The sequence below is a fragment of the Devosia sp. XK-2 genome, from assembly GCF_037113415.1.
In the GTDB taxonomy this organism is placed as follows: Bacteria; Pseudomonadota; Alphaproteobacteria; order Rhizobiales; family Devosiaceae; genus Devosia.
In genome coordinates this window covers 3,445,913-3,466,023 of the sequence record NZ_CP146608.1, presented here as the reverse complement: position 1 = coordinate 3,466,023, position 20,111 = coordinate 3,445,913, and the positions used below count along the sequence as shown (strand labels likewise).

The window sequence follows — 20,111 nt, the reverse complement described above, 5'->3', positions numbered from 1 at the left end:
GCCAACATATTATTGACAATACCTTGTTTCACTGTAGGAATGACGAAAATTGCCGCAAAGGATGTCGGCGGGGAGGATGATTGTGACGCGCGGGCTTCGCAGACGTTTGACGAGCTATGGCGATCAGGACTTTTCCCTGTTTTTGCGCAAGGCCTTCATCAAGGCCATGGGCTATTCGGACGATGCGCTGGACCGGCCGATCGTTGGCATTGCCAATACTTATTCTGACTATAATCCATGCCACGGCAATGTTCCGCAGCTCATCGAGGCGGCCAAGCGCGGCGTCATGCTGGCCGGCGGCATGCCCATGGTCTTTCCCACCATCTCCATTCACGAGAGTTTTGCCTCGCCCACCTCTATGTTCCTGCGCAACCTGATGGCGATGGAAACCGAGGAAATGGTGCGGGCCCAGCCCATGGATTCGGTGATCCTGATCGGGGGGTGCGACAAGACCATCCCCGCCCAGGTCATGGCGGCCGCCTCCAGCGAGGTACCGGCTATCGTGCTGCCAACCGGCCCCATGGACACCGGCAATCATCGTGGCGAGCGCCTTGGTGCCTGCACCGATTGCCGCCGCGTCTGGGCGCAATACCGCGCCGACCAGATCGATGGTGACGAGGTCAATGAAATCAATGGCAAGCTCGCAAGCTCGGTGGGCACCTGCACCGTCATGGGCACTGCCTCGACCATGGCCTCACTGGTGGAGGCCCTGGGCCTGGCGTTGCCAATGGCCGGCTCGGCCGCCGCCACATCGGCCGAACGCATGCGCCTGGCCGAGGAAACCGGCCGCGCCGCCGTTGCCATGACAGAGACGGGACTGACCGCGTCCGAGGTGCTGACCCCTGCCGCCTTGCGCAATGGGCTGGTGACCTTGCAGGCCCTTGGCGGCTCGACCAATGCCGTTGTCCATCTCGCCGCCATTTATGGGCGCTTGGGCAAAAAGCTCGACATGGCCGAGTTCGATGCCATCGGGCAACAGGTTCCGGTCCTGGTTGACCTCAAGCCCTCCGGCAGTGGTTATATGGGCGAATTTCATGCCGCCGGCGGGGTGCCGCGGCTGCTTTCCGAGCTCTCCGATCTGCTCGATCTGTCCGCGCCCCGAGCCTTTGGCGGCACCCTTGCCGATACGATCGGCACGCAGCCACCACGCTATGAAGAGCAGATCATCCGCCCGCGCAGCCGGCCGATTTCAACCTCGGGGGCCATTGCAGTCCTCTCGGGCAATCTGGCGCCGCGCGGCGCCGTCATCAAGCATTCCGCCGCCGATCCGCGGCTGCTTTTTCATGAAGGCCGCGCCGTCGTTTTCGACTCGGTCAAGGACATGATCGAGCGGCTTGACGACCCGTCCCTCGAGATCACGGCCGACGACGTTCTGGTCTTGCGCAATGCCGGGCCGAAAGGCGCTCCTGGCATGCCCGAGGCTGGCTATATTCCCATTCCACGTCACCTGGCGCGCCAGGGGGTCAAGGATATGGTGCGTCTTTCCGATGCGCGGATGAGCGGCACGGCCTTCGGTACTATCGTCCTGCATATCACCCCGGAAGCCGCCGATGGCGGGCCATTGGCGGCGGTCAGAACGGGCGACCATATCCGTCTCGATGTCCCCAATCGCAAGCTCGACCTGCTGATCGGCGCCGAGGAGCTGGCCGCACGCATGGCCGAGTTGCCGCCAGCGCCTGCAGCCCCGGCGCGCGGCTATGCCCGCCTCTATGACCGGCATGTGACCCAGGCCGATGACGGGCTCGATTTCGACTTCCTTATGGCCGCGCGATGACTGAGCCGATCGAGGCGCCGCTGTGCCTGGCGCCGCGCCCCTTGCGCAATCCGCGCCATCTGCGCCTGCCGCCGGGAAGTTGCGACACCCATTTCCATGTCTTTGCTCATGGCGCGCCTCTGGCGTTGCCGCGCAGCTATACGCCCCGGATCGAAACCATTTCGGGCTGGCTGGCGCTGGCCGATAGTTTCGGCATTGCGCGGGGCGTCCTGGTGCAGCCCAGCGTTTATGGCCTCGACAATACTGTGCTGCTGGAGGCGCTGGCCCAAGCTCCTGACCGCCTCCGGGCCATTGTCGTTATTTCGCCCGACATCTCGGATGCAGACCTTGTCCGCCTCGACAGGGCCGGCGTGCGCGGTGTGCGTTTCAATCTGCGCAATAAATCGGGTATTGGTTTTGACGCGCTCGAAGCCCTGGCGCCGCGCCTGCGCCGGCTCGGATGGCATGCCCAGTTTCAGGTGGGACCCGAGACCATTGCGACAGTGGGCGAATTGGCCAGGCGGCACGATCTGGTCGGGGTTATCGACCATCTGGCCTTCATGCCGCTCGATCCGCCGGGCGCCGCTCTTGATGATCTCCTGCATGTGCTGGAAACCGGCCGGGTCTATGTCAAGATCTCCGCGCCCTATCGGCTCAGTGACACAAACAAGCATGATGGCTACCAGCAAGCGCTGCAAACGCTGGCGGCCCGCTCGCCAGGCCGGCTTTTATGGGCGACGGATTGGCCGCATACAGAGCTCTTCTCCAGCATGCCCGAGGATGATGATCTGGTGGCGTTGAGCCTTGAGGCTTTGCCGTCCGAAACCCATGCCGCCATCTTCGCGGACAACGCCAATATGCTCTATTTTTCGCATTGAAGAGATCAAGGAGACGCCGATGCCACTGCTGACCGAGGACGCAAAGGGCGTCTATGTCATTGCAGTCACGCCCTTTCTGGACAATGGCGAGATTGACTGGACCAGCGTCGACCGCATGGTCGATTTCTACCAGGAGAAAGGCGTTACCGGCCTGACCATTCTTGGGCAGCTTGGTGAGGCCCCCAAGATGACGTCGGACGAATCCAAGGCTATTGCCAGGCGCGTGCTGGCGCGGGCCAAGGTGCCCGTCATTGTCGGCGTCACGGCCCCGGGTCTGGCGGCCATGCGCGAACTTGCCGATACCGTCATGGAAATGGGCGCCGCCGGCGTGATGGTTGCGCCGCCCTGGACCACCAGGACGGACGATCAGGCCTATGCCTTTTACGCCTCGGTCGGCGAGGCCCTGGGCACGACCCCGTTCGTCCTGCAGGACTATCCGCTGACCACCAATGTCACCATCGCGCCCAAGGTCATCGACCGCATCGTGCGCGAGGTGCCCAATTGCGTCATGCTCAAGCATGAGGACTGGCCGGGCCTGGGCAAGATTTCCGCCCTCCGCGCTTCATCGGACAAAGGCGAAACCCGCAGAATTTCAATTCTGTGTGGCAATGGCGGCCTGTTCCTGCCAGAGGAAATGGGGCGCGGCGCGGATGGCGCCATGACCGGTTTCTGCTACCCGGAAATGATGGTTGGCGTGGTCGAAAACTATGCCAGGGGCGATGTCGAGCGCGCCCATGACATTTTCGACGCCTACCTGCCCCTGGCCCGCTATGAGCAGCAGCAAGGCCTGGGCCTGGCGGCCCGCAAATATGTCCTGGCCAAACGCGGCGTCATCTCATCCGCGGCTTTGCGCAAACCAGGCGCAAGCCTGTCCAAGCTTGACATCGTTGACGTTGAGCGCCTCCTTGCGCGCCAGACGAAACGCCTTGCGGAGATCGGCGCATGAAACTGGGACTGGACGGCAAGCGCGCACTTGTTCTGGGCGCCAGCAAGGGCCTTGGCGCTGCCATTGCGGTGGCTCTCGCCAATGAAGGCGCGCATGTCATCGGGGCCGCCCGATCCGTTGAGGCCATAACCGCGCTCGATGCGCGGGTTGATCGCGCGCTGGGCGGAGGCATCACGGCGCTGCCGCTCGACCTTGCCGACCCCAATTCGGTGGAGGCGCTGACCGCGCAATTGGCCAAGATCGACGGCGTGGACGTTCTGGTGAACAATTCCGGCGGGCCCCCGCCAGGCGAAGCGGCAAACCTGCCTGCGGATGACTATGCTAAGGCCTTCAATGCCATGGTCGCGCCGCTGATCGCGATTTCGCTGGCGGTGCTTCCGGGCATGCGCGCCCGCAAATGGGGCCGCATCGTGAGCCTCACCTCATCGGGCGTCGAGGCACCGATACCGCGTCTGGCCATTTCGAACGCCCTGCGTCAGTCGCTTGTGGGATGGAGCAAGACATTGGCGGGGGAAGTCGCGGCTGACAATATTACGGTCAATATCGTGGTTCAGGGGCGTATCCATACCGACCGCGTGGACGAGCTGGACGCGGCTGCCGCCAAGCGACTCGGCAAGAGCATTGATGAAATCCGGGCTCAGTCGATTGCGGCGATTCCGGCCGGCCGCTATGGCAGGCCGGACGAGTTGGCCGATTTGGTGACGTTTCTCTCCAGCGAGCGCGCCTCCTATACAACCGGAAGCGTGGTCCGCATCGATGGCGGGATGATCAGGTCCATCTAGGCCATTTCATCGCCAGGCTGATCATCTGTTCTTCGCCTCCCACCTTTCAAGGGGGAGGGTGGTCGAACCGCGTCGGACTCGATGTGCGTGACGCGGCCGCGGCTTGACGCTAGGCTAGCGAGCAAGAAAAGCAAAAATGCAGGTGCAGGGGAGGACGTGTGGCCGGGCAGCGCAGAGCGACATGGCATTTTCGCATTGCAGGCGCGGTCCTTGTATTCGGTCTTGCCGCTGCAGCCTATCTGCTTGCCCATGAAGCCGGCATGGATCGGCTTGCCGGCCAGTTGCGCGACCGGCTGACCCTGTCGCAACGATCGGTCGAGAGCGAAATCGAACGCTTCGCCTATCTGCCCCAGGTGCTGGGCGAGGATAATCGTGTGCTGGCGCTTTTGAATCAGCCCTCGGATGAGCGCGTGCAACTGGTCAATCGCTATCTGGCCAATGTGGCCCGGCACGCCCAGGCGGATGCGGTCTACCTCATCGACCGGACTGGCTTGACCCTGGCTGCCTCGAACTGGGATCTGCCCAGTTCCTTTGTGGGCCACAATTACGGTTTCCGGCCCTATTTCAGCGATGCGCTCGCGCTGGGCCGGGGCGCCTATTATGCCGTGGGCGTAACCACCGGCGTGCCGGGTTATTTTCTCTCCAGCCGTATCGATGGCCCGGATGGGCCGCTGGGCGTGGCGGTCGTCAAGGTCGACATGTCTCCGCTTGAGCGCGTCTGGGCGGAGGCGGGCGAAATGACCGGCGTGGCCGACAGCGCGGGCATCGTGTTTTTGAGCGGTGTGCCCAATTGGCGCTATCGCCCGCTTTATGCCCTCTCGGACACCGACAAGACGCGGATCCAGGCGGAGCGTCGCTATGACGGTAATGACGTATTTTCCCGGGTCCCTTTGGTCGACGTGCTTGAGACGTCGGGTCTGACCACGGTCAGCCAGGAGGGCTTGCCGCGTTTGGCCATGAGCACCGCCCTGATCGCGCCTAAGGGCTGGCGCCTGTTTAGCGCATTGCCCTCGGCACCGGTGCGCGATCAGGCCCAATTGGTGGCCGGTGTCGTGGGTCTTCTCACACTGGTCTGCCTGCTCCTGGGTCTTTATGCCTATCAGCGGCAGCAGCTCACGCGCTTCAGGCTTGAGCAGAATGCCGTGTTGGAGCGTCGTGTAGCCGAACGCACCGGTGCTCTGGCGCGCGAGGTCGAAGAAAGAAAGCGCGCGGAAGACGAATTGCGCCACACCCAGGACAGTCTGATCCATGCGGCCAAGCTGGCCGCTTTGGGGCGCATGTCCGCAGCCATCGTCCACGAGGTGAGCCAGCCACTCTCGGCATTGGACAACACGCTTGCCGCGGCAAGCCTGCATGTCCGCAAGCAGAATATCGAGAAATCCGCCGCCTCCATCCAGGCCGGTCGTGACCTGCTTAAGCGAATGCAGCGCACCATCAAGAATTTGAGGACCTTTTCCTCGCGCGCCAAGAGCCTGCCCAGCGAACCGATCTCCCTTGAACAATCTATCGCAGAGGCCCTCGAAATCGTCGCGCCAAGGGCCAGGGAAAGTGGCGTCACAACGGTGCTGGAGGGGGCGGACAGGGCGATCATGGCCGCGGTGAACCCGGTGCGTATCGAGCAGGTGTTCATCAATCTTCTTATCAATGCGATCGACGCCACGGCCAGCATGGGCAATTCCCAGGTTCTGGTCAGGCTCGGACAATCCGGGGATATGGCTTTGGTGGAATTTTGCGATGCTGGTCCCGGCATTCCACACGACATTGCCGACCAGATCACGGAGCCATTCTTCACGACCAAGGCGACCGGCGAGGGCTTGGGCCTGGGTCTCTCCATATCCCGCGCCATCCTTGAGGATTATCAAGGCACTCTGGGTTTCACGTCAGCGCCGGGCGGTGGCACATGCGCGACTGTTTGTCTGCCGCTGGCCTTCCATCAGCCCAAGCTCGAGCCTGCCAAATGACGCGCGGCCGGATCGTTTTTGTCGATGACGAGCCCGATCTCTGCGCTGCCGCAGCCGATTGGCTGGGTGCCAGCGGCTTTGAGGTTGAGAGTTTCAGCGATCCCCGAGCGGCGCTCGGCGGCGTCGATGGCGCGGCCTGCGACTGCGTGGTCTCGGATATGCGCATGCCCGGCCTTTCCGGCCTCGACTTGCTGCGCGAAATCCGCCAGCGCGAGCCCGAACTGCCGGTTATTCTGCTCACCGGCCATGGCGATGTGCCGCTGGCCGTGGAAGCCATTCAGGCCGGCGCCTATCACTTCCTCGAAAAGCCCTATGATGCCGATCAGCTGGTTTCCATTCTCGACAATGCCGTGGAGCGGCGGCGGCTCAAGCGGGAAATCCGACGCCTGCAGGTGGGATCGGAGGACCTGGATACCAGGCTGATCGGTATTTCTCCCGCCATGGCGGCAGTCCGCCGCTCGGTGCAGCGCCTGGCAGATATCGATGTGGATGTGCTGATCACCGGCGAAACCGGCACGGGCAAGGAAGTCGTTGCCCGGGCATTGCATGATTTCGGCCACCGCCGCGCCGGGCCGTTCGTGGCCATCAATTGCGCGGCCATTCCGGAAACGATCTTCGAAAGCGAGATATTCGGGCATGAGCGCGGCGCATTTACCGGCGCGCAGGCGCCGCGGCAGGGGCGCATAGCCTATGCTTCGGGTGGAACGGTGTTTCTCGACGAGATCGAATCCATGCCTCTGGCGCTGCAGGCCAAGGTGCTGCGCATCATCCAGGAGCGGGTGGTCGAGCCGATCGGATCCAACCGGCAAATACCGGTCGATGTCCGGTTCGTCGCCGCAACAAAGGTCGATCTCAAGGCGGAAAGCGAAGCCGGCCGGTTCCGGAGTGACCTTTATTTTCGCCTCTCTACTATTGATCTGCCGCTGCCCCCGTTGCGCGACCGGCCCGAGGATGTGCCGCTGCTCTATGCTGTGTTCGCGCGCCGCGCGGCCGAGCGATACGGCCTTGGCTTCAAGGAATTGCCACCCGAGCTCGGCCTATACCTGTCGCAGCAGCGCTGGCCGGGCAATGTTCGCGAGCTCAAATCCTATGCCGAGCGGGCGGTGATCGGGCTCGATTCTCCGGCCCTGCAGCAGGCGGCGCCCGGCAATCTGCCCGAACTGGTTGCAGCCTATGAGGCCAGGATCATTGCTACCACGCTCGCCGATACTGGCGGTGCCACGGCCGAAGCGGCCAAACGCCTCGGCGTGCCGCGTCGCACGCTCAATGAAAAAATCGCCAAATATGGCCTGCGCCCGGGGCCGGAGCCTGGCGAAACTTTGCCAGGCTGACCTTGCCGGCTGGCGAAATCTCGCCCGGTCTCGCCAGAAAGGTCAATGATTTCAATGCTGCCGGTTTGGCACGGGGCTTGCTCCTCATTGGTCGGGACGCCGCAATGACCGGCGACCACCAAACCTTTTGGGAGGAAATCGATGACTAATGTGATGACGCGCCTGGGCGCGGCAGCCTTGCTTTGCACCGCCCTTGCCACGCCGGCCGTCCATGGCCAGGAATTCATAAACGTCCTGACCGGCGGCACATCGGGCGTCTATTACCCGCTGGGCGTTGCCCTTAGCGAAATCTATGGCGACGGGATCGAAGGGTCGCGCGTCCAGGTACAATCAACCAAGGCGTCGGTCGAAAATCTCAACCTTCTGGCCCAGGGCCGTGGGGAAATCGCCTTTGCCCTTGGCGACTCGGTGGCCTTGGCCTGGGCCGGCAATGAAGAGGCCGGCTTCCCGCAACGGTTGGAAGGCCTGCGGGCGATCGCTGCCATCTATCCCAACTATGTGCAGATCGTTGCCGATGCGCAGTCCGGTATCGAAACGCTGGAGGATCTGCCGGGCAAATCCATGTCGGTGGGAGCGCCCGCTTCGGGCACGGAGCTCAATGCCCGCGCCATCTTCCAGGCCGCGGGCCTGAGCTATGATGACCTTGGACGGGTGGAATATCTGCCCTATGCGGAATCGGCCGAACTGATCAAAAACCGCCAGCTCGATTCCACCTTGCAGTCCGCGGGTCTGGGCGTAGCTTTCATCCAGGACCTGACCGCCACCCACGAGATCAATATCGTGGCCATCCCGGCAGAGACGGTCGTGCAGATCGGCGAACCCTATGTCCCGGCCATCATTCCGGCCGGCACCTATAGCGGTCAGGACGAGGATGTGCCGACCGCCGCTATCGGCAATATCCTTGTGTCCCATGAGGGCGTCAGCGAAGAGACCGCCTATCAGATGACCAAGCTGTTGTTCGAAAATCTCGACCGCATGCGGGCGGCCCACAGCGCGGCCGAAAGCATCGACATCAATGCGGCAATCAAGGGTCTTCCTATCCCGCTGCATCCGGGCGCGGAACGCTATTACCGCGAACAGGGCATCATTCAATAATGCCCACAGGGTCCGCCGTCCTAGCCGGCGGGCCCGCACCTTGCTCTTCTGGGAGGAAAGAGACCTATGACCCAATCCGGTGACGTTCGGGCCGATGCCGTCGCCCATCAATCCGACGAGGATATTGCCGAGGGCCTGCCGCCGGGCTTCGGCCCGGGCATTACCGGCAGGATCGCCTTTGGCATAGCCATTGCCTTTGCCCTGTTCACGCTCTGGACCGCCGCCTATGGCGCTTTGCCAAGCCAGGTCGTGCGCGCCATGCATGTTGGCTTTCTGCTGCTTCTGACTTTCGGCCTGGTGGCAAATCTGGTGGCCAAGTCCTCCCCGGCCAAAGCGCTGTTCTGGGCGCTGGGCGCGGTCGGGTTTTTCACCGGCGTCTATAATTGGGTCTTCTACGCGGACCTTATTCGCCGCACCGGCTTTCTCACCACGATGGACCTTGTCGTGGGCACCAGTGTGGTCGTGCTGGTCTTTGAGGCGGCGCGCCGTATCCTGGGGTGGCCGCTCGCGCTGATCGCGGGCATTTTCCTCGCCTACTGCTTTTTCGGGCAGTACCTCCCCTCGCCGCTGATCCATCGCGGCTATGATTTCGAGCTGATCGTTGAGCATTTCGGCTTCGGCACGGAAGGTATTTACGGCACACCGATCTATGTGTCGGCTGCTTACATCTTCATCTTCGTGGTCTTTGCCGCCTTTCTCGAACGGGCCGGCATGCTCAAGCTGTTCAACGACTTCGCCCTCGGCCTGGTTGGCGGGTCGCGGGGCGGTCCGGCGCAGGTGGCGGTCCTGTCCTCGGCGCTGATGGGCACAATATCGGGCTCCGGTGTCGCCAATGTCGTAGCTTCCGGGCAGTTCACCATCCCGCTGATGAAGCGCTTCGGCTACCGGGCCGCCTTTGCGGGGGGCGTGGAGGCCACAGCATCGATGGGCGGGCAGATCATGCCGCCGGTCATGGGAGCGGTTGCCTTCATCATGGCCGAAACGCTCGATGTTCCATATGCCGCGATTGTGCAGGCGGCCATCATTCCGGCCCTACTCTACTTTGCCGTCTGCTTCTGGATGGTGCGTCTGGAAGCGGCAAGGCTCGGGCTCAAGGGCATGCCCCGGGATCAGCTTCCCAATCCCTGGCTGGCGGTCAAGGAGCAATGGCCCCTGATCCTGCCTCTTGCCGCGCTGATCTATCTGCTCATGGCCGGCTATACGCCCGTCTTTGCCGGCACAATGGGCCTGGCGCTGGTGGTGGTTCTGATCCTGGGTACGCCGCTGGCGGCCCGTATCGGGCCTATGGCATTTCGCGTGGTGTTCTGGGTCGCGCTGGGTCTGGCCGCAGCCTCGTTCGCCTGGGTCGGCGTCAATCTGCTATTTGCTGTGATCGTGGGGCTGATCGGGGCCTGTGCCTTGTTCAAGGGCGGCCGGGAGACACTCGTTATCTGCCGCGACGCACTGGCCCAGGGCGCGCGCAATGCCCTACCCGTGGGGGTTGCCTGCGCGGTGGTGGGCGTGGTGATCGGCACCCTGACGCTCACCGGCATTGCCTCGACCTTTATCAGCGCCATTATCAGCATCGGGGAAAGCAATCTTTTCCTCTCGCTCGTCCTGACCATGCTGACCTGCCTGGTGCTGGGCATGGGCATTCCCACTATCCCCAATTACATCATTACCTCCTCGCTGGCCGGACCGGCGCTGCTTGACCTGGGCGTGCCGCTGCTGGTCAGCCATATGTTCGTTTTCTATTTCGGCATCATGGCCGATCTCACCCCGCCGGTGGCATTGGCTTGCTTTGCGGCGGCGCCCATCGCCAAATCGAGCGGGCTCAAGATTTCGCTCAATGCCATCAAGCTGGCGGCGGCCGGATTCGTGATCCCGTTCATGGCCGTCTTCACGCCGTCCCTGATGCTCCAGGAAGGCGGCTGGATGGCCGAGGCCTTCGGCTATCCGGTGGAGGTCGCCTATGTGATCTTCAAGGCCTGTGCGGGTATAGGGCTGACCGGCGTGGGGCTTATCGGCTTCCTCTTCGTCAGGGCCGGGGTGGTGGAGCGCGCAGCCTTCCTTGTCGCAGGCATTACGCTCATCCTGGCGCTGCCAATGACTGACGAAATCGGCTTCGCTTTGGGACTGGCCCTTGTCGCGTTCCAGATCTGGCGGGCGCGCAAGGCGCGCCAGAATGTTGCGGGGCAAGCTTCATGAGCCTGTGCATCGCCGCAAGCGGTAAGCTTATCGCGCTTGCGGCGACCGCATTCTCGCTCAGTTGGACACATTCGGTGGAAAAGACCACCTGGTCGGAAAACTGGATTGTCGAGGGCGGCGCGCTCAGGGTCGTGGAGGCCAGCGTGGAAGGATCGGGCGCCGGGATCGATCTTCCCGGCAATGCGGTGCAGCGCAATGGCAGGTGGGTCTATTCACCGCATCTTGCGCCGGTCGAGACCCTCGTTCTTGCAGCATCCGGCGCCACAATCTCGCCCTGGACGCTTTGCACCGAGCAGTCCTGTCTCGAGCTTGGTGCCGCCGCGGCAGACCCCGTCAAAATCTGGACGGCAGCGCTTTGCAGCACCGATGGGTGATCTCGGCGCGTGAGGTGGGGAAAATGGTGGAGCTGAGCGGGATCGAACCGCTGACCTCGTCATTGCGAACGACGCGCTCTCCCAACTGAGCTACAGCCCCTCACCAAGGCGCTATATGGACAATATCGGGGCCGAGGGCAAGGGGGTGTGGCGGCCGATATGATCGCGCCGCCGCCCGGCATGGGCTAGACGATCCTGTGTTTGATCAGGCTTTCGGCCGTGGCCATCAGGGCGTCATTGGCCGGGACCAGGGATTTGCCCAGAAGGGTGATTGTCGGGCCCGAATCGAGGCGCTTGGCATAGCCCAGTTCCCCCAGATTGTCGCGCACGTCCCGGTCGAACAGGGCATAGAGCCGCACGACCCAATCGGGCATTTCCAGGCGCGGTATTTTCCTGTCGGGGAAGTGCGTGCGCAGCAGGCGGGCCACGTCGATGAAATAGAGTGGCTTATCGGCCATGGGAAAGCGCTGGCCGCCGGCCTGTGGGTCGGTCATGGCCGCGATATGGGCCGCTGCGACGTCGCGCACATCGACGACGGTAATGGGAATGCGCGGGGCAGCCGGCACCGAACCGTCGAGCAGGCGCTTGACCAGAATGGCCGAGGTGCCCGGATCCTCGTCGAGCAGGGGCCCGAAAATCCCGCTCGGATTGATGGTCGCGAGGTCGTTGCGGCGGCCTGCCGCCTCCATCATTTCCCAGGCGCGCCGCTCCGCGCGGGTCTTGGATTCGATATAGGCATTGACCGGGCGGCCATCGAGCCGGGTCCAGTCGCTGGCTGAGAATAAAGGCGCGCCGGTCTTTTCATGGCCATAGGCGATGGCCGCCATGGAGGAGGTCAGAACCACGCGCTCGACCTGGGCCTTGAGGGCGGCGGTAATGGCTCGCTCCGTGCCGGCCACGGCCGGACCGATCAATTGGTTACGGTCGCTTGGCATTTTGAGCAGAAAGGGCGATGCGGTGTGCTGGAGATAGCGCACGCCATCCATGGCCGCGTCCCAGCCCTGGTCTGCGGTCAGGTCCAGTTCGACAAATTCGAGCTTCGAGATGTCGGCACCCGCTGCTGTAAGGGTGGCGCGGACCTTGTCGGCTCTTGCAAGGTTGCGGACGCTGCCGCGCACCTTATAACCGGCATTGAGCAGGGCGAGGGCAACGTGGCCGCCGAGAAAGCCGGATATGCCGGTCAGAAGAACGGTGTCACTGCTGGGCTTGGACATGGTTGGTGCTCCTTGAATTGAACGATATATACGAATATCGTTCAATTTGTTCAATACACGAGGATGAATTTGGCATTGAATGTGACCGGACGTGGAGCGGAGAAGCGGGAGCGTATCCTGTTTGCGGCGCGAAACCTGTTTTTGCGCAATGGCTTACGCGCCACCACTATGGAGGCTATTGCGCGCGAGGCGCAGATCGCCAAGCCTACGCTCTATGCGCAATTTGCCGACAAACATGCCGTGTTTGGTGCCTTGCTGGAGCAATTGGTCGCCGACAAACATGCCGCATTTGACGCCGCTTTGAGTAGTGAGGGGCCGGTGGCGGACCGGATTGGGCGGGCACTGGTGGCGAAATTCGACGTTGTCGCGGCGGCGGTGGCCGGGTCTGTCCATGCGGACGAATTGTTTGCAGCCCATCATGAGGGGGCAGAGCTTTTCGCGCGCTCGAATGAGGAAATTGCCCAGAGATTGGCCGGTGAACTGCAGGCCGCCGGCATTGCCCGGCCCGAGCCCCTCGCGCGGCTGGTTCTGGCCGCGGCCAAGGGTGTGGCCGAGGAGGGCATTGCCTCGGCCAACCTTTCCACTGATCTGATGATCCTGGCCGAGCGGCTGATCGGGCCGGAACTGGGCGGCTAGGGCCAGCCAATAGCCAGCCCGATCAGGCTTAGCGGGCCACCCTGGCCCAGGCGCCAGTCTTTTCGCTTTCGAAAATGGCGTCGATCACCCGCATGGAGGCGATGGCGTCCTCGACCCCATAGGGCAGCGGTGTCTTGCCCAGCACTGCCTGGGTGAAGGCTTCGGCCTGTTCGGTATATTGGTCGCAGGCGGGCAGGATTTCACGCCGGGCCAGCGACCCATCCACGGGCGAACCGATATCGACGGTGATCGCGGTGCGCTCATTGGCGGGCGCATTGAAGGGAATGATGATTTCGGCTTTGGCTTTGGTGCCGAAGATCTGCACGCGCTGGTGCGGTGCGGCCTGGGTGGAGCAGGTAAAGCTCAATTGCCGCCCGGTGCCAAAATCGGCAAGAACCGAAGCCAGTCGGTCGGTGCCGAAATTGGGGTCGCGCTCGACCAGCGAGACGACGCGCTCGGGTTCACCCTCAAAGAAAAAGCGCCCCGCTGTAATCGGATAGCAGCCAATATCCATAATGCCGCCGCCGCCGATATCGGCCTGATTACGCACATTGCCCGGATCGACATTGTGATAGGTGAAGACCGCATTGATCGCGCGGATCTCTCCCAGTTCGCCCGCGCGGATAATCTCGCGCGCCCGGTGCCATTGCGGGTGGAAGCGCACCATGAAGGCTTCCATGAAAACCACGTCTTTGGGGATGTCTCGGAGCTGTTCGGCCTCGGATGCCGAAAGGGCAATGGGTTTTTCGCATAAGACATGTTTGCCGGCCCGGGCCGCGGCCAATGTCATGGGCACGTGCAGATGATTGGGCAGGGGATTGTAGATGGCGTCGATATCGGGATCGGCGAAGAGCTCTTCATAGGAGCCATAGGCCTTGGCGATGCCGAGCCGGTCGGCGGCGGCGCGGGCCTTGGCCGCATCGCGCGAGCCAATGGCCACGACCTCGGAGCTGGGTGAGGCCTGAATGGCCGGGGTTACCTTTTCCATGCCGATATTGGCGGTGGACAGAATGCCCCAGCGAATCTTGTGTGTGCTCATAGTCCGGTCCCTCCTTTTTGCGTTGGGTAGCCTCGCTGTGGCCATCAGCGCAAGGGCGACGTGGCTGCATCGCTTGGCGAAGAAAGCAGCGGCGTTTCACTGTTCGGTACAACTTGCACCGGTCAACACGTCAGCTATATTGTCGCATTATCGGGAGAGGTAACATGCAAATTGACTGGGGCTGGGTGCAGTCAGTGTTGGTTGTTAGTGTTGCCGTTGGCATTCTTGCTAATTTTGGCGTAAAAATCTGCGAGACGATCTTTAGCCATGGAATGGGGTTCTTTAGCTTCCACCGGCGTAAAACCTTCACGCATCATCTAATATATATGAGAAAGCTTGCGAGCGATCCGATTGAGCGCTCCTCTTTCTTTCATTTTCATTGGTCGGATCTGGCGTTCAATGCGTTTGGCGCTCTCGTGAGCACTATCGCCTTTTTTGCCTTGTCCGGTCGTCAATTGAAATGGCCGACTCCTGACCTTGCCTCGTGGCTGCTTACCGCATTCGCGCTACTGGTATTGATGAGTGTTGCTAATGTCCTTCGGCAGATATGGAATATTCGCGTCAGTGCCTTGTGGCTGCATGACTTTGAGAGGGCGGAGGCGTGGTTCTTGAAAACCTTCGGCGCCTTTCCCGATGGATATCTGCCTCTGTTTACAAGCAGCGAGAAAGGATCTGGTGGCCCCGTTGAAGCATCGCCGCCGGCGAGGACCAAGGCGCGAAGGGCCATCAAGGGGAGGAGTGCGGCTGCTACCTCTGTGAGTTCGTCTGACTAAGGCGACCGTTCGCGTCCCATCGTCCCGCGCCGGCGTCGCACACTTGCGTGCGGGACGCCATCCGCTGCCCACTCACCAAGTCGTCATCGTGCCCCGCTTACCCCTTGGCAGTTCTGCCTCGGTTCTGCCGATAAGCTTATGTTAATCTCTTCCCGCGGCCCGGTGGCGGGCCCATAGCTTCGGGGGATCCATGCAGCTCAAGCCCAATGCTTTTCGCCTGCACGAGACGGCGCGCGACGTCGAAACCATGAGCCGGTTCGCGCTGGCCGTCCTGGCCCTGGCCTCGGGTGTTTACACCTATCTGGGTGTCCGGGGGCTGCTCGATGGATCGGCGAGCTTTGTGTTCTTTGCCGCCATCATCTATTCGGCGGCCGTCTCGGTCGCCATCTATGCCTTCTGGACCTATATGATGCGCTTCATTCCGCTGGTGGTGAGCGGGGTGCAGCGCATGGGGCTATTCGCGACCATGCTGGCGGGCTCGGTGATGATCATCGCCATGAGTTCCTGGCTCAATGCGGCCGCCTTGGCTGGCTCGGCGGCGCTGGAACAGCATATGGCCGTGACCCTTCAGGGCTATGCCGAAGATCTCGATGCCGCTCATGCCAAGGCCCTGGCCAGCCAGAGCCTGTTGCCCGATGTCGAGCGGGCCTCGGCCCGCTTTGCCGCCCTTGCACAGGATGAGCGGGAGAGCGGGGCGCTGACCGGCACGCAGGGCTCGGGGAGCGTCGTGCAATTGCTTAGCCAGATGAGCACGCAGATGACCCAGCTTGCCGGCACCATTTCGGGCTCGCGCGAAGAGGTGGCAGTGTTGTTTGAACAGGGGTCCGAACGGCTGGCGAGCATGCGCGAACTGGTGTCGACGCCGGGCCAGATCGAGCCGCGCTCTGACGCCTTCCAGGCCGAGGCGGTGCAGCTTTCCGCCGTCATCGCCGCCCTGCAGCAGACCGATGTGGCGGCCTCGGTGCGCCGCGCGGCCACAGACCTGTCCGCTGGCTTTATCGCGCCGGTGGCCGATGGCCGCGTCGGCGATCTCGCGGTGCGGCAGAACCAGGTCATGGCCACGGTGCAAAGTTCGGTCGATGCGCAATCGGCGGCATTGGTGGCGGCGGCCGATGAAATCCTGGCAACGCCGGGCGTCGAGCAGCGGCGTTTCGTGCCGCTCTCCTCTGCCGAGGCGGTCATTCGCTATTGGAGCGATTTCATCCCGTCCTGGGCGGGCGCAATTTCCATCGATCTGTTGCCGGTCGTGCTGGTGCTGGTGCTGATGATCGTCAACGATGCCATGCGGCGCGAGGCCGAGACGCTCAAGGAGGCCGAAACCATTACCGCCGCCGAAATGTTGCGTGCCATGGCGCTTTACAAGCGCATGGAGGCCGAGGGCGCGGCGGAGGCGGCCGAGGCGCTGACCCCGCAGATTGCCGAATTCGAGCGGCCCGATGCGGGCGATGGGCCCGACACCGAAGAGGCGGCACGCGCCGCCGACGAGGGTCGGGTGACGCCCATTGATGCGGCCCAGCGCAAGCGTGGCGATGGACCGCGCCCGGCATGAAGACAGAGGCTAATGCCCGCATCGCGGCAGGCGAGGCGCCATGGTACCGGCAGGCGATTGCCTGGCTGGCGCGGGTCGAGGATGGGACTATTCTGCGCTTTGCCTTTTTCGCCCTCCTGGCCGGTACGATCGGCGTGCTTTTTGTCGATTACCGCGAATTGAACGCCAATGGCGCCGCGGCGCTGAGCGATATGCCCCAACCCATCCTGCCCCCGGCAACCAGCGAGGATGGCGGTGGCAGACCGCGGCCGGCGCTTGATACGCCTCCCGATATTCTGGACCAGCCGCTCAGGATCGAACTGGGCGCGGGCGGCATCCTGCGGCTGACCGGAACCATCGATCCGGGCGCAGCAAAAAGATTTGAACAGGAGATCGCTCAAAGAGGGGAATATGTGTCAACCGTGCTGCTGGATTCGCCCGGTGGCTCGGTCAACGATGCCCTGGACATAGCAGGTCTGGTTCTGGAGAAAGGTCTTGATACGCTGGTGCCGGACGGTGCGCTTTGCGCGTCATCCTGCCCCATAATATTCGCCTCGGGCGATATGCGGCGGGCAGGGCGTGAGGCGGCGATCGGGGTGCATCAGATTTATGCGGCGGCGCTGGGCGCGTCCAGCGTGGATGCTCTGAGCGTGGCGGGGGTTGCCATGGCCGATGCCCAGACGGCCACGGCGGAGATTACCCGATACCTGGGCAAGACCGGTGTCGATCCCGCGCTCTGGCTGCATGCGCTCGAGACACCGCCGGACCGGCTCTACTATTTCATGCCCGAGGAACTCGAGCGTTATCGGCTCGTCACCCAGTGGGAGGATAACTGAAACGGCAAGCGGAACCGGAGGAGGACCGGCCCGTTTCGGACCTGAACAGACAAAGGCATCAGGCGAGGAGGCCAGAGATGAAGCAAGCCCAAATGCTGACCCGGCACCGGGATATCCAGAACTGGGTCACCGATCGCAGGGGGCGCCCTGCCATAGCCCGGGTGCGTGACCGCTTCGGGGATGAACGTGCCCAGCTCAAGCTGCGCTTTTCCCAGCATGACGAGGGGCGGGAAGATAGCGGCATGAGCCCCTGTTCCTGGACGGCCTGGCTGGCCGAACTGGACCGGCAGCATCTGGCGCTCAAGGTCGATCCGGCCGGCGATTGCGAACTGGTATCGCGTCAGGTCATGAACTGAAGCGGTTGCCGCTCTGGCCGGCTCCGCCCCTTGCGTGGCGGGACATGCCGGGAACGGCCATGCGGACGCAGTCCCGTCCTTCGCTTTTGGCTTCATAAAGCGCGCCATCGGCGCGGCGCAGCAGATCGGACAGGTGGTCGTAGGGCATGAGCTGGGCGACACCGAAAGACGCGGTGGCCGGCGTTTTAAGACCTGTGGCCCCGGCCGGCAGCCCGCGGAAGGCATGACGCACGGTCTCGGCATAAAGCTTGCCGGTGGTGAGATTGGCGCCGGGCAGAAAGGCGCCGAATTCCTCGCCGCCCAGCCGCCCCAGAACGGCATGGGGCGCGGCGCATTCCTGCAGGACCTTGGCAAAGGCGGAGATGACATCGTCGCCGGCCGCATGGCCATAGGTGTCGTTGATCTGCTTGAAATGGTCGAGATCGGCAACGATCATGACCGCCGGGACGCCGGAGCGCGTCGCCAGGGCGAGGGCCCGGTCGCCCCGATCCTCAAAGCCGCGGCGGTTCAACAGACCCGACAGGGCGTCGGTTTCCGAGCGCGCCGTCATCTCGGCCATGACGTCGCGCAGGATGATCAGCAGCATAATCAGGCCATTGGCGATCAGCAGGATCGCCCCCACCGTCTGGGAGAGAGCGGCATAGGTCGAGGACATATAGGCCTGTGGTGCGGCGCCCGAGCCGATCGCCGTGGCCAGGACCGGCTTGGCCAGGAAATGCAGGGCCGACAAAAAATAGATGGCCAGGAGAGCCAGATCCAGCGCCGCCTTCTTCTTGTTGGCCATGATCACGCTCAGCCCTATGGCCTGGATCATGGCATAGGGTGCCTGGTAGAGCAGATTGCGCGCAAAGCTGGCCCGCGGCATGTCGAGAATGGCGATATTGACCGCCAGCGAGGTGATGACGGCCACAAGCAGCACTGTCCAGGGCGGGGCGATCCGATAGTGATGCGCCAGGCCTATGACGCAGCCGGCCAGGGCCAGCAGGAAAACGGCGAAAATACCGAAGCTGACCAGTCGGTGGTCCTGCTGATAGGGCAGGATGAATTCGAGCACCACATCGACCACGCCCAGGCCATAGGCAAAAGCCAGCCAGCGCGCGCCCATTGCCGAGCGTTGATAGGCCGCGACAACGCCGAAGGCGGTGGCGAAAATGCCCGCGACAAACAGGTTTATGGCCAGCACGAAGGCGGCGGCGCTCATGGTCTCGATTCCATAGTGGATCCGGGACCAATCCTAGTGCCGCGCGCAAGAACGAGACGTTAATGGCGGCCTGCTCAGTCGCCCTGACGCGGTGCCACGCCCAGCGCCTCGGCCAATAGGGCAAAGGAACGCCGGCGCAGCGCATAGGAATGGATGGTGGTGGTGATCATCACCTCGTCGGCCCCGGCAGCGCGCGCCTTTTCGCTGATGGTCTGAGCCAATTGGCCAGGATCACCCACCAGCCAGAGCGGGGATTGCTGCTCGATGACCTGTTGCTGCTGCGGCGAAAGAACGCGGGCCGCCGCCTCTTCGGGCGGCATCAACTGGCGTTGTTCGCCGGTTACGAACAGCGCCCAGCTCACCGCCTGCGACCGGGCCAGAAATTCCGCCTCCTCCCGGGTGGGGGCGCAGATCGCCGAGAGGCACAGAATAGTGCGCGGCTCGGGGAAATCGGCGGATGGCTGGAAGGCGTCGCGATAAGCGGCAAAGGCCGGCGCGGCCGGCGTATGGCTGAAATGGGCGGCGAAAGCATAGCCAAACCCCAATTGTCCCGCCGCCTGGGCGCTGGCGCCGGACGATCCCAAGAGCCATTTGGGCGGCAGGGTGATGCCGCCGGGCGAAACCGGCACGCGGGAAAAGGGATGGTCGGGGGGAAAGCCATCTTCGTCAAAGGCCATCAATTCGGCCAGATAGGCCGAGAATTCCTCGCCGCTGCCGCTCCTGAGCGCCCGCATGGCATAGCCGTCTCCGCCCGGTGCGCGGCCCAATCCCAGATCGATGCGGCCCGGATGCAGCGCCTCGAGCGTGCGATAGGCCTCGGCAATACGCAAAGGCGCGTGATTGAGCAGCATGACGCCGCCCGATCCGACGCGGATATTGCCGGTGGCCGCCGCCGCGCTGCCAATCAGGATTTCCGGGACCGAAGAGGCAATGGAGGGCATGCCGTGATGCTCGGCATACCAGAGCCTTTCATAACCCAGCCGGTCGGCCTCCTGGGCCAGCAGCACGGTTTCGGCCATGGCCTGCTGCGTGGTGGAGCCCTGGGCGATGGGGGCCAGATCCTGCAGGGAAAGGGCAAAGGGAGCGGACATGAAAGACCTTTAAGCAATTTGTTTTATCGGTAGATCACGATGGTTGCACCATACGTCAAGGTTTGTGCGGCATTTTTGTCATCGTGCTGATGCTGCCGGGCAATTGACTCGGCCGCCCGGCAATGGCCCT

At 62.9% G+C, this 20,111-nt stretch carries 18 protein-coding genes and 1 tRNA gene; 14 read left to right on the top strand and 5 right to left on the bottom strand.

Annotated features, from left to right (window positions below; genetic code table 11):
• The first annotated feature begins 82 nt into the window (after window positions 1-82).
• From V8Z65_RS17020 to V8Z65_RS16980, 9 genes are all read left to right on the top strand, one after another.
• Window positions 83-1,774 (top strand): dihydroxy-acid dehydratase, encoded by a 1,692-nt coding sequence (locus V8Z65_RS17020; RefSeq protein ID WP_338721338.1) that lies wholly within the window; start codon window positions 83-85, stop codon window positions 1,772-1,774.
• Window positions 1,771-2,631, top strand: coding sequence for an amidohydrolase family protein (locus V8Z65_RS17015; RefSeq protein ID WP_338721337.1), 861 nt, complete (start codon window positions 1,771-1,773; stop codon window positions 2,629-2,631). Before V8Z65_RS17020 ends, V8Z65_RS17015 begins: the two co-directional genes overlap by 4 nt.
• A 19-nt stretch (window positions 2,632-2,650) precedes the next feature.
• Window positions 2,651-3,577, top strand: a complete 927-nt coding sequence (locus V8Z65_RS17010) for a dihydrodipicolinate synthase family protein (protein ID WP_338721336.1) — start codon at window positions 2,651-2,653, stop codon at window positions 3,575-3,577.
• The gene (locus V8Z65_RS17005; protein ID WP_338721334.1) at window positions 3,574-4,359 is read left to right on the top strand and encodes an SDR family oxidoreductase; all 786 of its coding nucleotides are present in this window, start codon (window positions 3,574-3,576) and stop codon (window positions 4,357-4,359) included. The genes V8Z65_RS17010 and V8Z65_RS17005 overlap by 4 nt, the downstream gene beginning before the upstream one ends.
• 158 nt (window positions 4,360-4,517) lie before the next feature.
• Window positions 4,518-6,320: an ATP-binding protein gene (locus V8Z65_RS17000; protein ID WP_338721333.1), complete on the top strand. Its 1,803-nt coding sequence runs from the start codon at window positions 4,518-4,520 to the stop codon at window positions 6,318-6,320.
• Complete coding sequence (locus V8Z65_RS16995; RefSeq protein ID WP_338721332.1) at window positions 6,317-7,651, top strand: sigma-54 dependent transcriptional regulator; 1,335 nt, start codon at window positions 6,317-6,319, stop codon at window positions 7,649-7,651. Before V8Z65_RS17000 ends, V8Z65_RS16995 begins: the two co-directional genes overlap by 4 nt.
• 141 nt (window positions 7,652-7,792) lie before the next feature.
• Window positions 7,793-8,746, top strand: a complete 954-nt coding sequence (locus tag V8Z65_RS16990; protein ID WP_338721331.1) for a TAXI family TRAP transporter solute-binding subunit — start codon at window positions 7,793-7,795, stop codon at window positions 8,744-8,746.
• A 66-nt stretch (window positions 8,747-8,812) separates the two neighbouring features.
• Window positions 8,813-10,933: a TRAP transporter permease gene (locus V8Z65_RS16985; RefSeq protein WP_338721330.1), complete on the top strand. Its 2,121-nt coding sequence runs from the start codon at window positions 8,813-8,815 to the stop codon at window positions 10,931-10,933.
• Window positions 10,930-11,307 (top strand): DUF1850 domain-containing protein, encoded by a 378-nt coding sequence (locus V8Z65_RS16980; RefSeq protein WP_338721329.1) that lies wholly within the window; start codon window positions 10,930-10,932, stop codon window positions 11,305-11,307. Before V8Z65_RS16985 ends, V8Z65_RS16980 begins: the two co-directional genes overlap by 4 nt.
• 24 nt (window positions 11,308-11,331) lie before the next feature.
• Here V8Z65_RS16980 and V8Z65_RS16975 read toward each other — a convergent pair.
• Both V8Z65_RS16975 and V8Z65_RS16970 read right to left on the bottom strand, forming a co-directional pair.
• Window positions 11,332-11,407, bottom strand: a tRNA-Ala gene (locus tag V8Z65_RS16975).
• A gap of 85 nt (window positions 11,408-11,492) precedes the next feature.
• Entirely contained in the window at window positions 11,493-12,521 is a 1,029-nt protein-coding gene (locus V8Z65_RS16970; RefSeq protein WP_338721328.1) for an aldehyde reductase, read from the bottom strand.
• Between the two features lie 81 nt (window positions 12,522-12,602).
• Between V8Z65_RS16970 and V8Z65_RS16965 the strand changes: the two genes are divergently transcribed.
• Entirely contained in the window at window positions 12,603-13,157 is a 555-nt protein-coding gene (locus tag V8Z65_RS16965) for a helix-turn-helix domain-containing protein (RefSeq protein ID WP_338721327.1), read from the top strand.
• 28 nt (window positions 13,158-13,185) lie between these two features.
• Here the strand turns inward: V8Z65_RS16965 and V8Z65_RS16960 are convergent, their stop codons facing one another.
• Window positions 13,186-14,196, bottom strand: a complete 1,011-nt coding sequence (locus V8Z65_RS16960; protein ID WP_338721326.1) for a Gfo/Idh/MocA family oxidoreductase — start codon at window positions 14,194-14,196, stop codon at window positions 13,186-13,188.
• A 164-nt stretch (window positions 14,197-14,360) separates the two neighbouring features.
• Between V8Z65_RS16960 and V8Z65_RS16955 the strand changes: the two genes are divergently transcribed.
• The 4 genes from V8Z65_RS16955 to V8Z65_RS16940 all read left to right on the top strand — a co-directional run bounded on the left by V8Z65_RS16955 (window position 14,361) and on the right by V8Z65_RS16940 (window position 17,689).
• On the top strand, window positions 14,361-14,969 hold the full coding sequence (locus tag V8Z65_RS16955) for a hypothetical protein (protein WP_338721325.1): 609 nt from the start codon (window positions 14,361-14,363) through the stop codon (window positions 14,967-14,969).
• A gap of 190 nt (window positions 14,970-15,159) precedes the next feature.
• Entirely contained in the window at window positions 15,160-16,518 is a 1,359-nt protein-coding gene (locus V8Z65_RS16950) for a hypothetical protein (protein WP_338721324.1), read from the top strand.
• Window positions 16,515-17,333 carry a hypothetical protein gene (locus V8Z65_RS16945; RefSeq protein WP_338721323.1) on the top strand — a complete coding sequence of 273 codons (819 nt, stop codon included), beginning with the start codon at window positions 16,515-16,517 and terminating at the stop codon, window positions 17,331-17,333. Before V8Z65_RS16950 ends, V8Z65_RS16945 begins: the two co-directional genes overlap by 4 nt.
• 77 nt (window positions 17,334-17,410) lie before the next feature.
• On the top strand, window positions 17,411-17,689 hold the full coding sequence (locus V8Z65_RS16940; RefSeq protein ID WP_338721322.1) for a hypothetical protein: 279 nt from the start codon (window positions 17,411-17,413) through the stop codon (window positions 17,687-17,689).
• Here V8Z65_RS16940 and V8Z65_RS16935 read toward each other — a convergent pair.
• Both V8Z65_RS16935 and V8Z65_RS16930 read right to left on the bottom strand, forming a co-directional pair.
• Complete coding sequence (locus V8Z65_RS16935) at window positions 17,679-18,890, bottom strand: GGDEF domain-containing protein (protein WP_338721321.1); 1,212 nt, start codon at window positions 18,888-18,890, stop codon at window positions 17,679-17,681. The two genes, V8Z65_RS16940 and V8Z65_RS16935, sit on opposite strands and share 11 nt — an antisense overlap.
• Window positions 18,891-18,964: 74 nt before the next feature.
• Entirely contained in the window at window positions 18,965-19,981 is a 1,017-nt protein-coding gene (locus tag V8Z65_RS16930) for an LLM class flavin-dependent oxidoreductase (protein ID WP_338721320.1), read from the bottom strand.
• Window positions 19,982-20,111: the final 130 nt, after the last annotated feature.

Excerpts from the sequence above, each read along its gene's own strand:
- V8Z65_RS16935 (WP_338721321.1), bottom strand. The coding sequence starts at position 18,890 with ATGAGCGCCGCCGCCTTCGTGCTGGCCATAAACCTGTTTGTCGCGGGC.
- V8Z65_RS16995 (WP_338721332.1), top strand. The coding sequence starts at position 6,317 with ATGACGCGCGGCCGGATCGTTTTTGTCGATGACGAGCCCGATCTCTGC.
- V8Z65_RS16960 (WP_338721326.1), bottom strand. The coding sequence starts at position 14,196 with ATGAGCACACACAAGATTCGCTGGGGCATTCTGTCCACCGCCAATATC.
- V8Z65_RS17010 (WP_338721336.1), top strand. The coding sequence starts at position 2,651 with ATGCCACTGCTGACCGAGGACGCAAAGGGCGTCTATGTCATTGCAGTC.
- V8Z65_RS16970 (WP_338721328.1), bottom strand. The coding sequence starts at position 12,521 with ATGTCCAAGCCCAGCAGTGACACCGTTCTTCTGACCGGCATATCCGGC.
- V8Z65_RS16950 (WP_338721324.1), top strand. The coding sequence starts at position 15,160 with ATGCAGCTCAAGCCCAATGCTTTTCGCCTGCACGAGACGGCGCGCGAC.
- V8Z65_RS16985 (WP_338721330.1), top strand. The coding sequence starts at position 8,813 with ATGACCCAATCCGGTGACGTTCGGGCCGATGCCGTCGCCCATCAATCC.
- V8Z65_RS17015 (WP_338721337.1), top strand. The coding sequence starts at position 1,771 with ATGACTGAGCCGATCGAGGCGCCGCTGTGCCTGGCGCCGCGCCCCTTG.
- V8Z65_RS16930 (WP_338721320.1), bottom strand. The coding sequence starts at position 19,981 with ATGTCCGCTCCCTTTGCCCTTTCCCTGCAGGATCTGGCCCCCATCGCC.
- V8Z65_RS16940 (WP_338721322.1), top strand. The coding sequence starts at position 17,411 with ATGAAGCAAGCCCAAATGCTGACCCGGCACCGGGATATCCAGAACTGG.
- V8Z65_RS16945 (WP_338721323.1), top strand. The coding sequence starts at position 16,515 with ATGAAGACAGAGGCTAATGCCCGCATCGCGGCAGGCGAGGCGCCATGG.
- V8Z65_RS16980 (WP_338721329.1), top strand. The coding sequence starts at position 10,930 with ATGAGCCTGTGCATCGCCGCAAGCGGTAAGCTTATCGCGCTTGCGGCG.
- V8Z65_RS16955 (WP_338721325.1), top strand. The coding sequence starts at position 14,361 with ATGCAAATTGACTGGGGCTGGGTGCAGTCAGTGTTGGTTGTTAGTGTT.
- V8Z65_RS17005 (WP_338721334.1), top strand. The coding sequence starts at position 3,574 with ATGAAACTGGGACTGGACGGCAAGCGCGCACTTGTTCTGGGCGCCAGC.
- V8Z65_RS16990 (WP_338721331.1), top strand. The coding sequence starts at position 7,793 with ATGACTAATGTGATGACGCGCCTGGGCGCGGCAGCCTTGCTTTGCACC.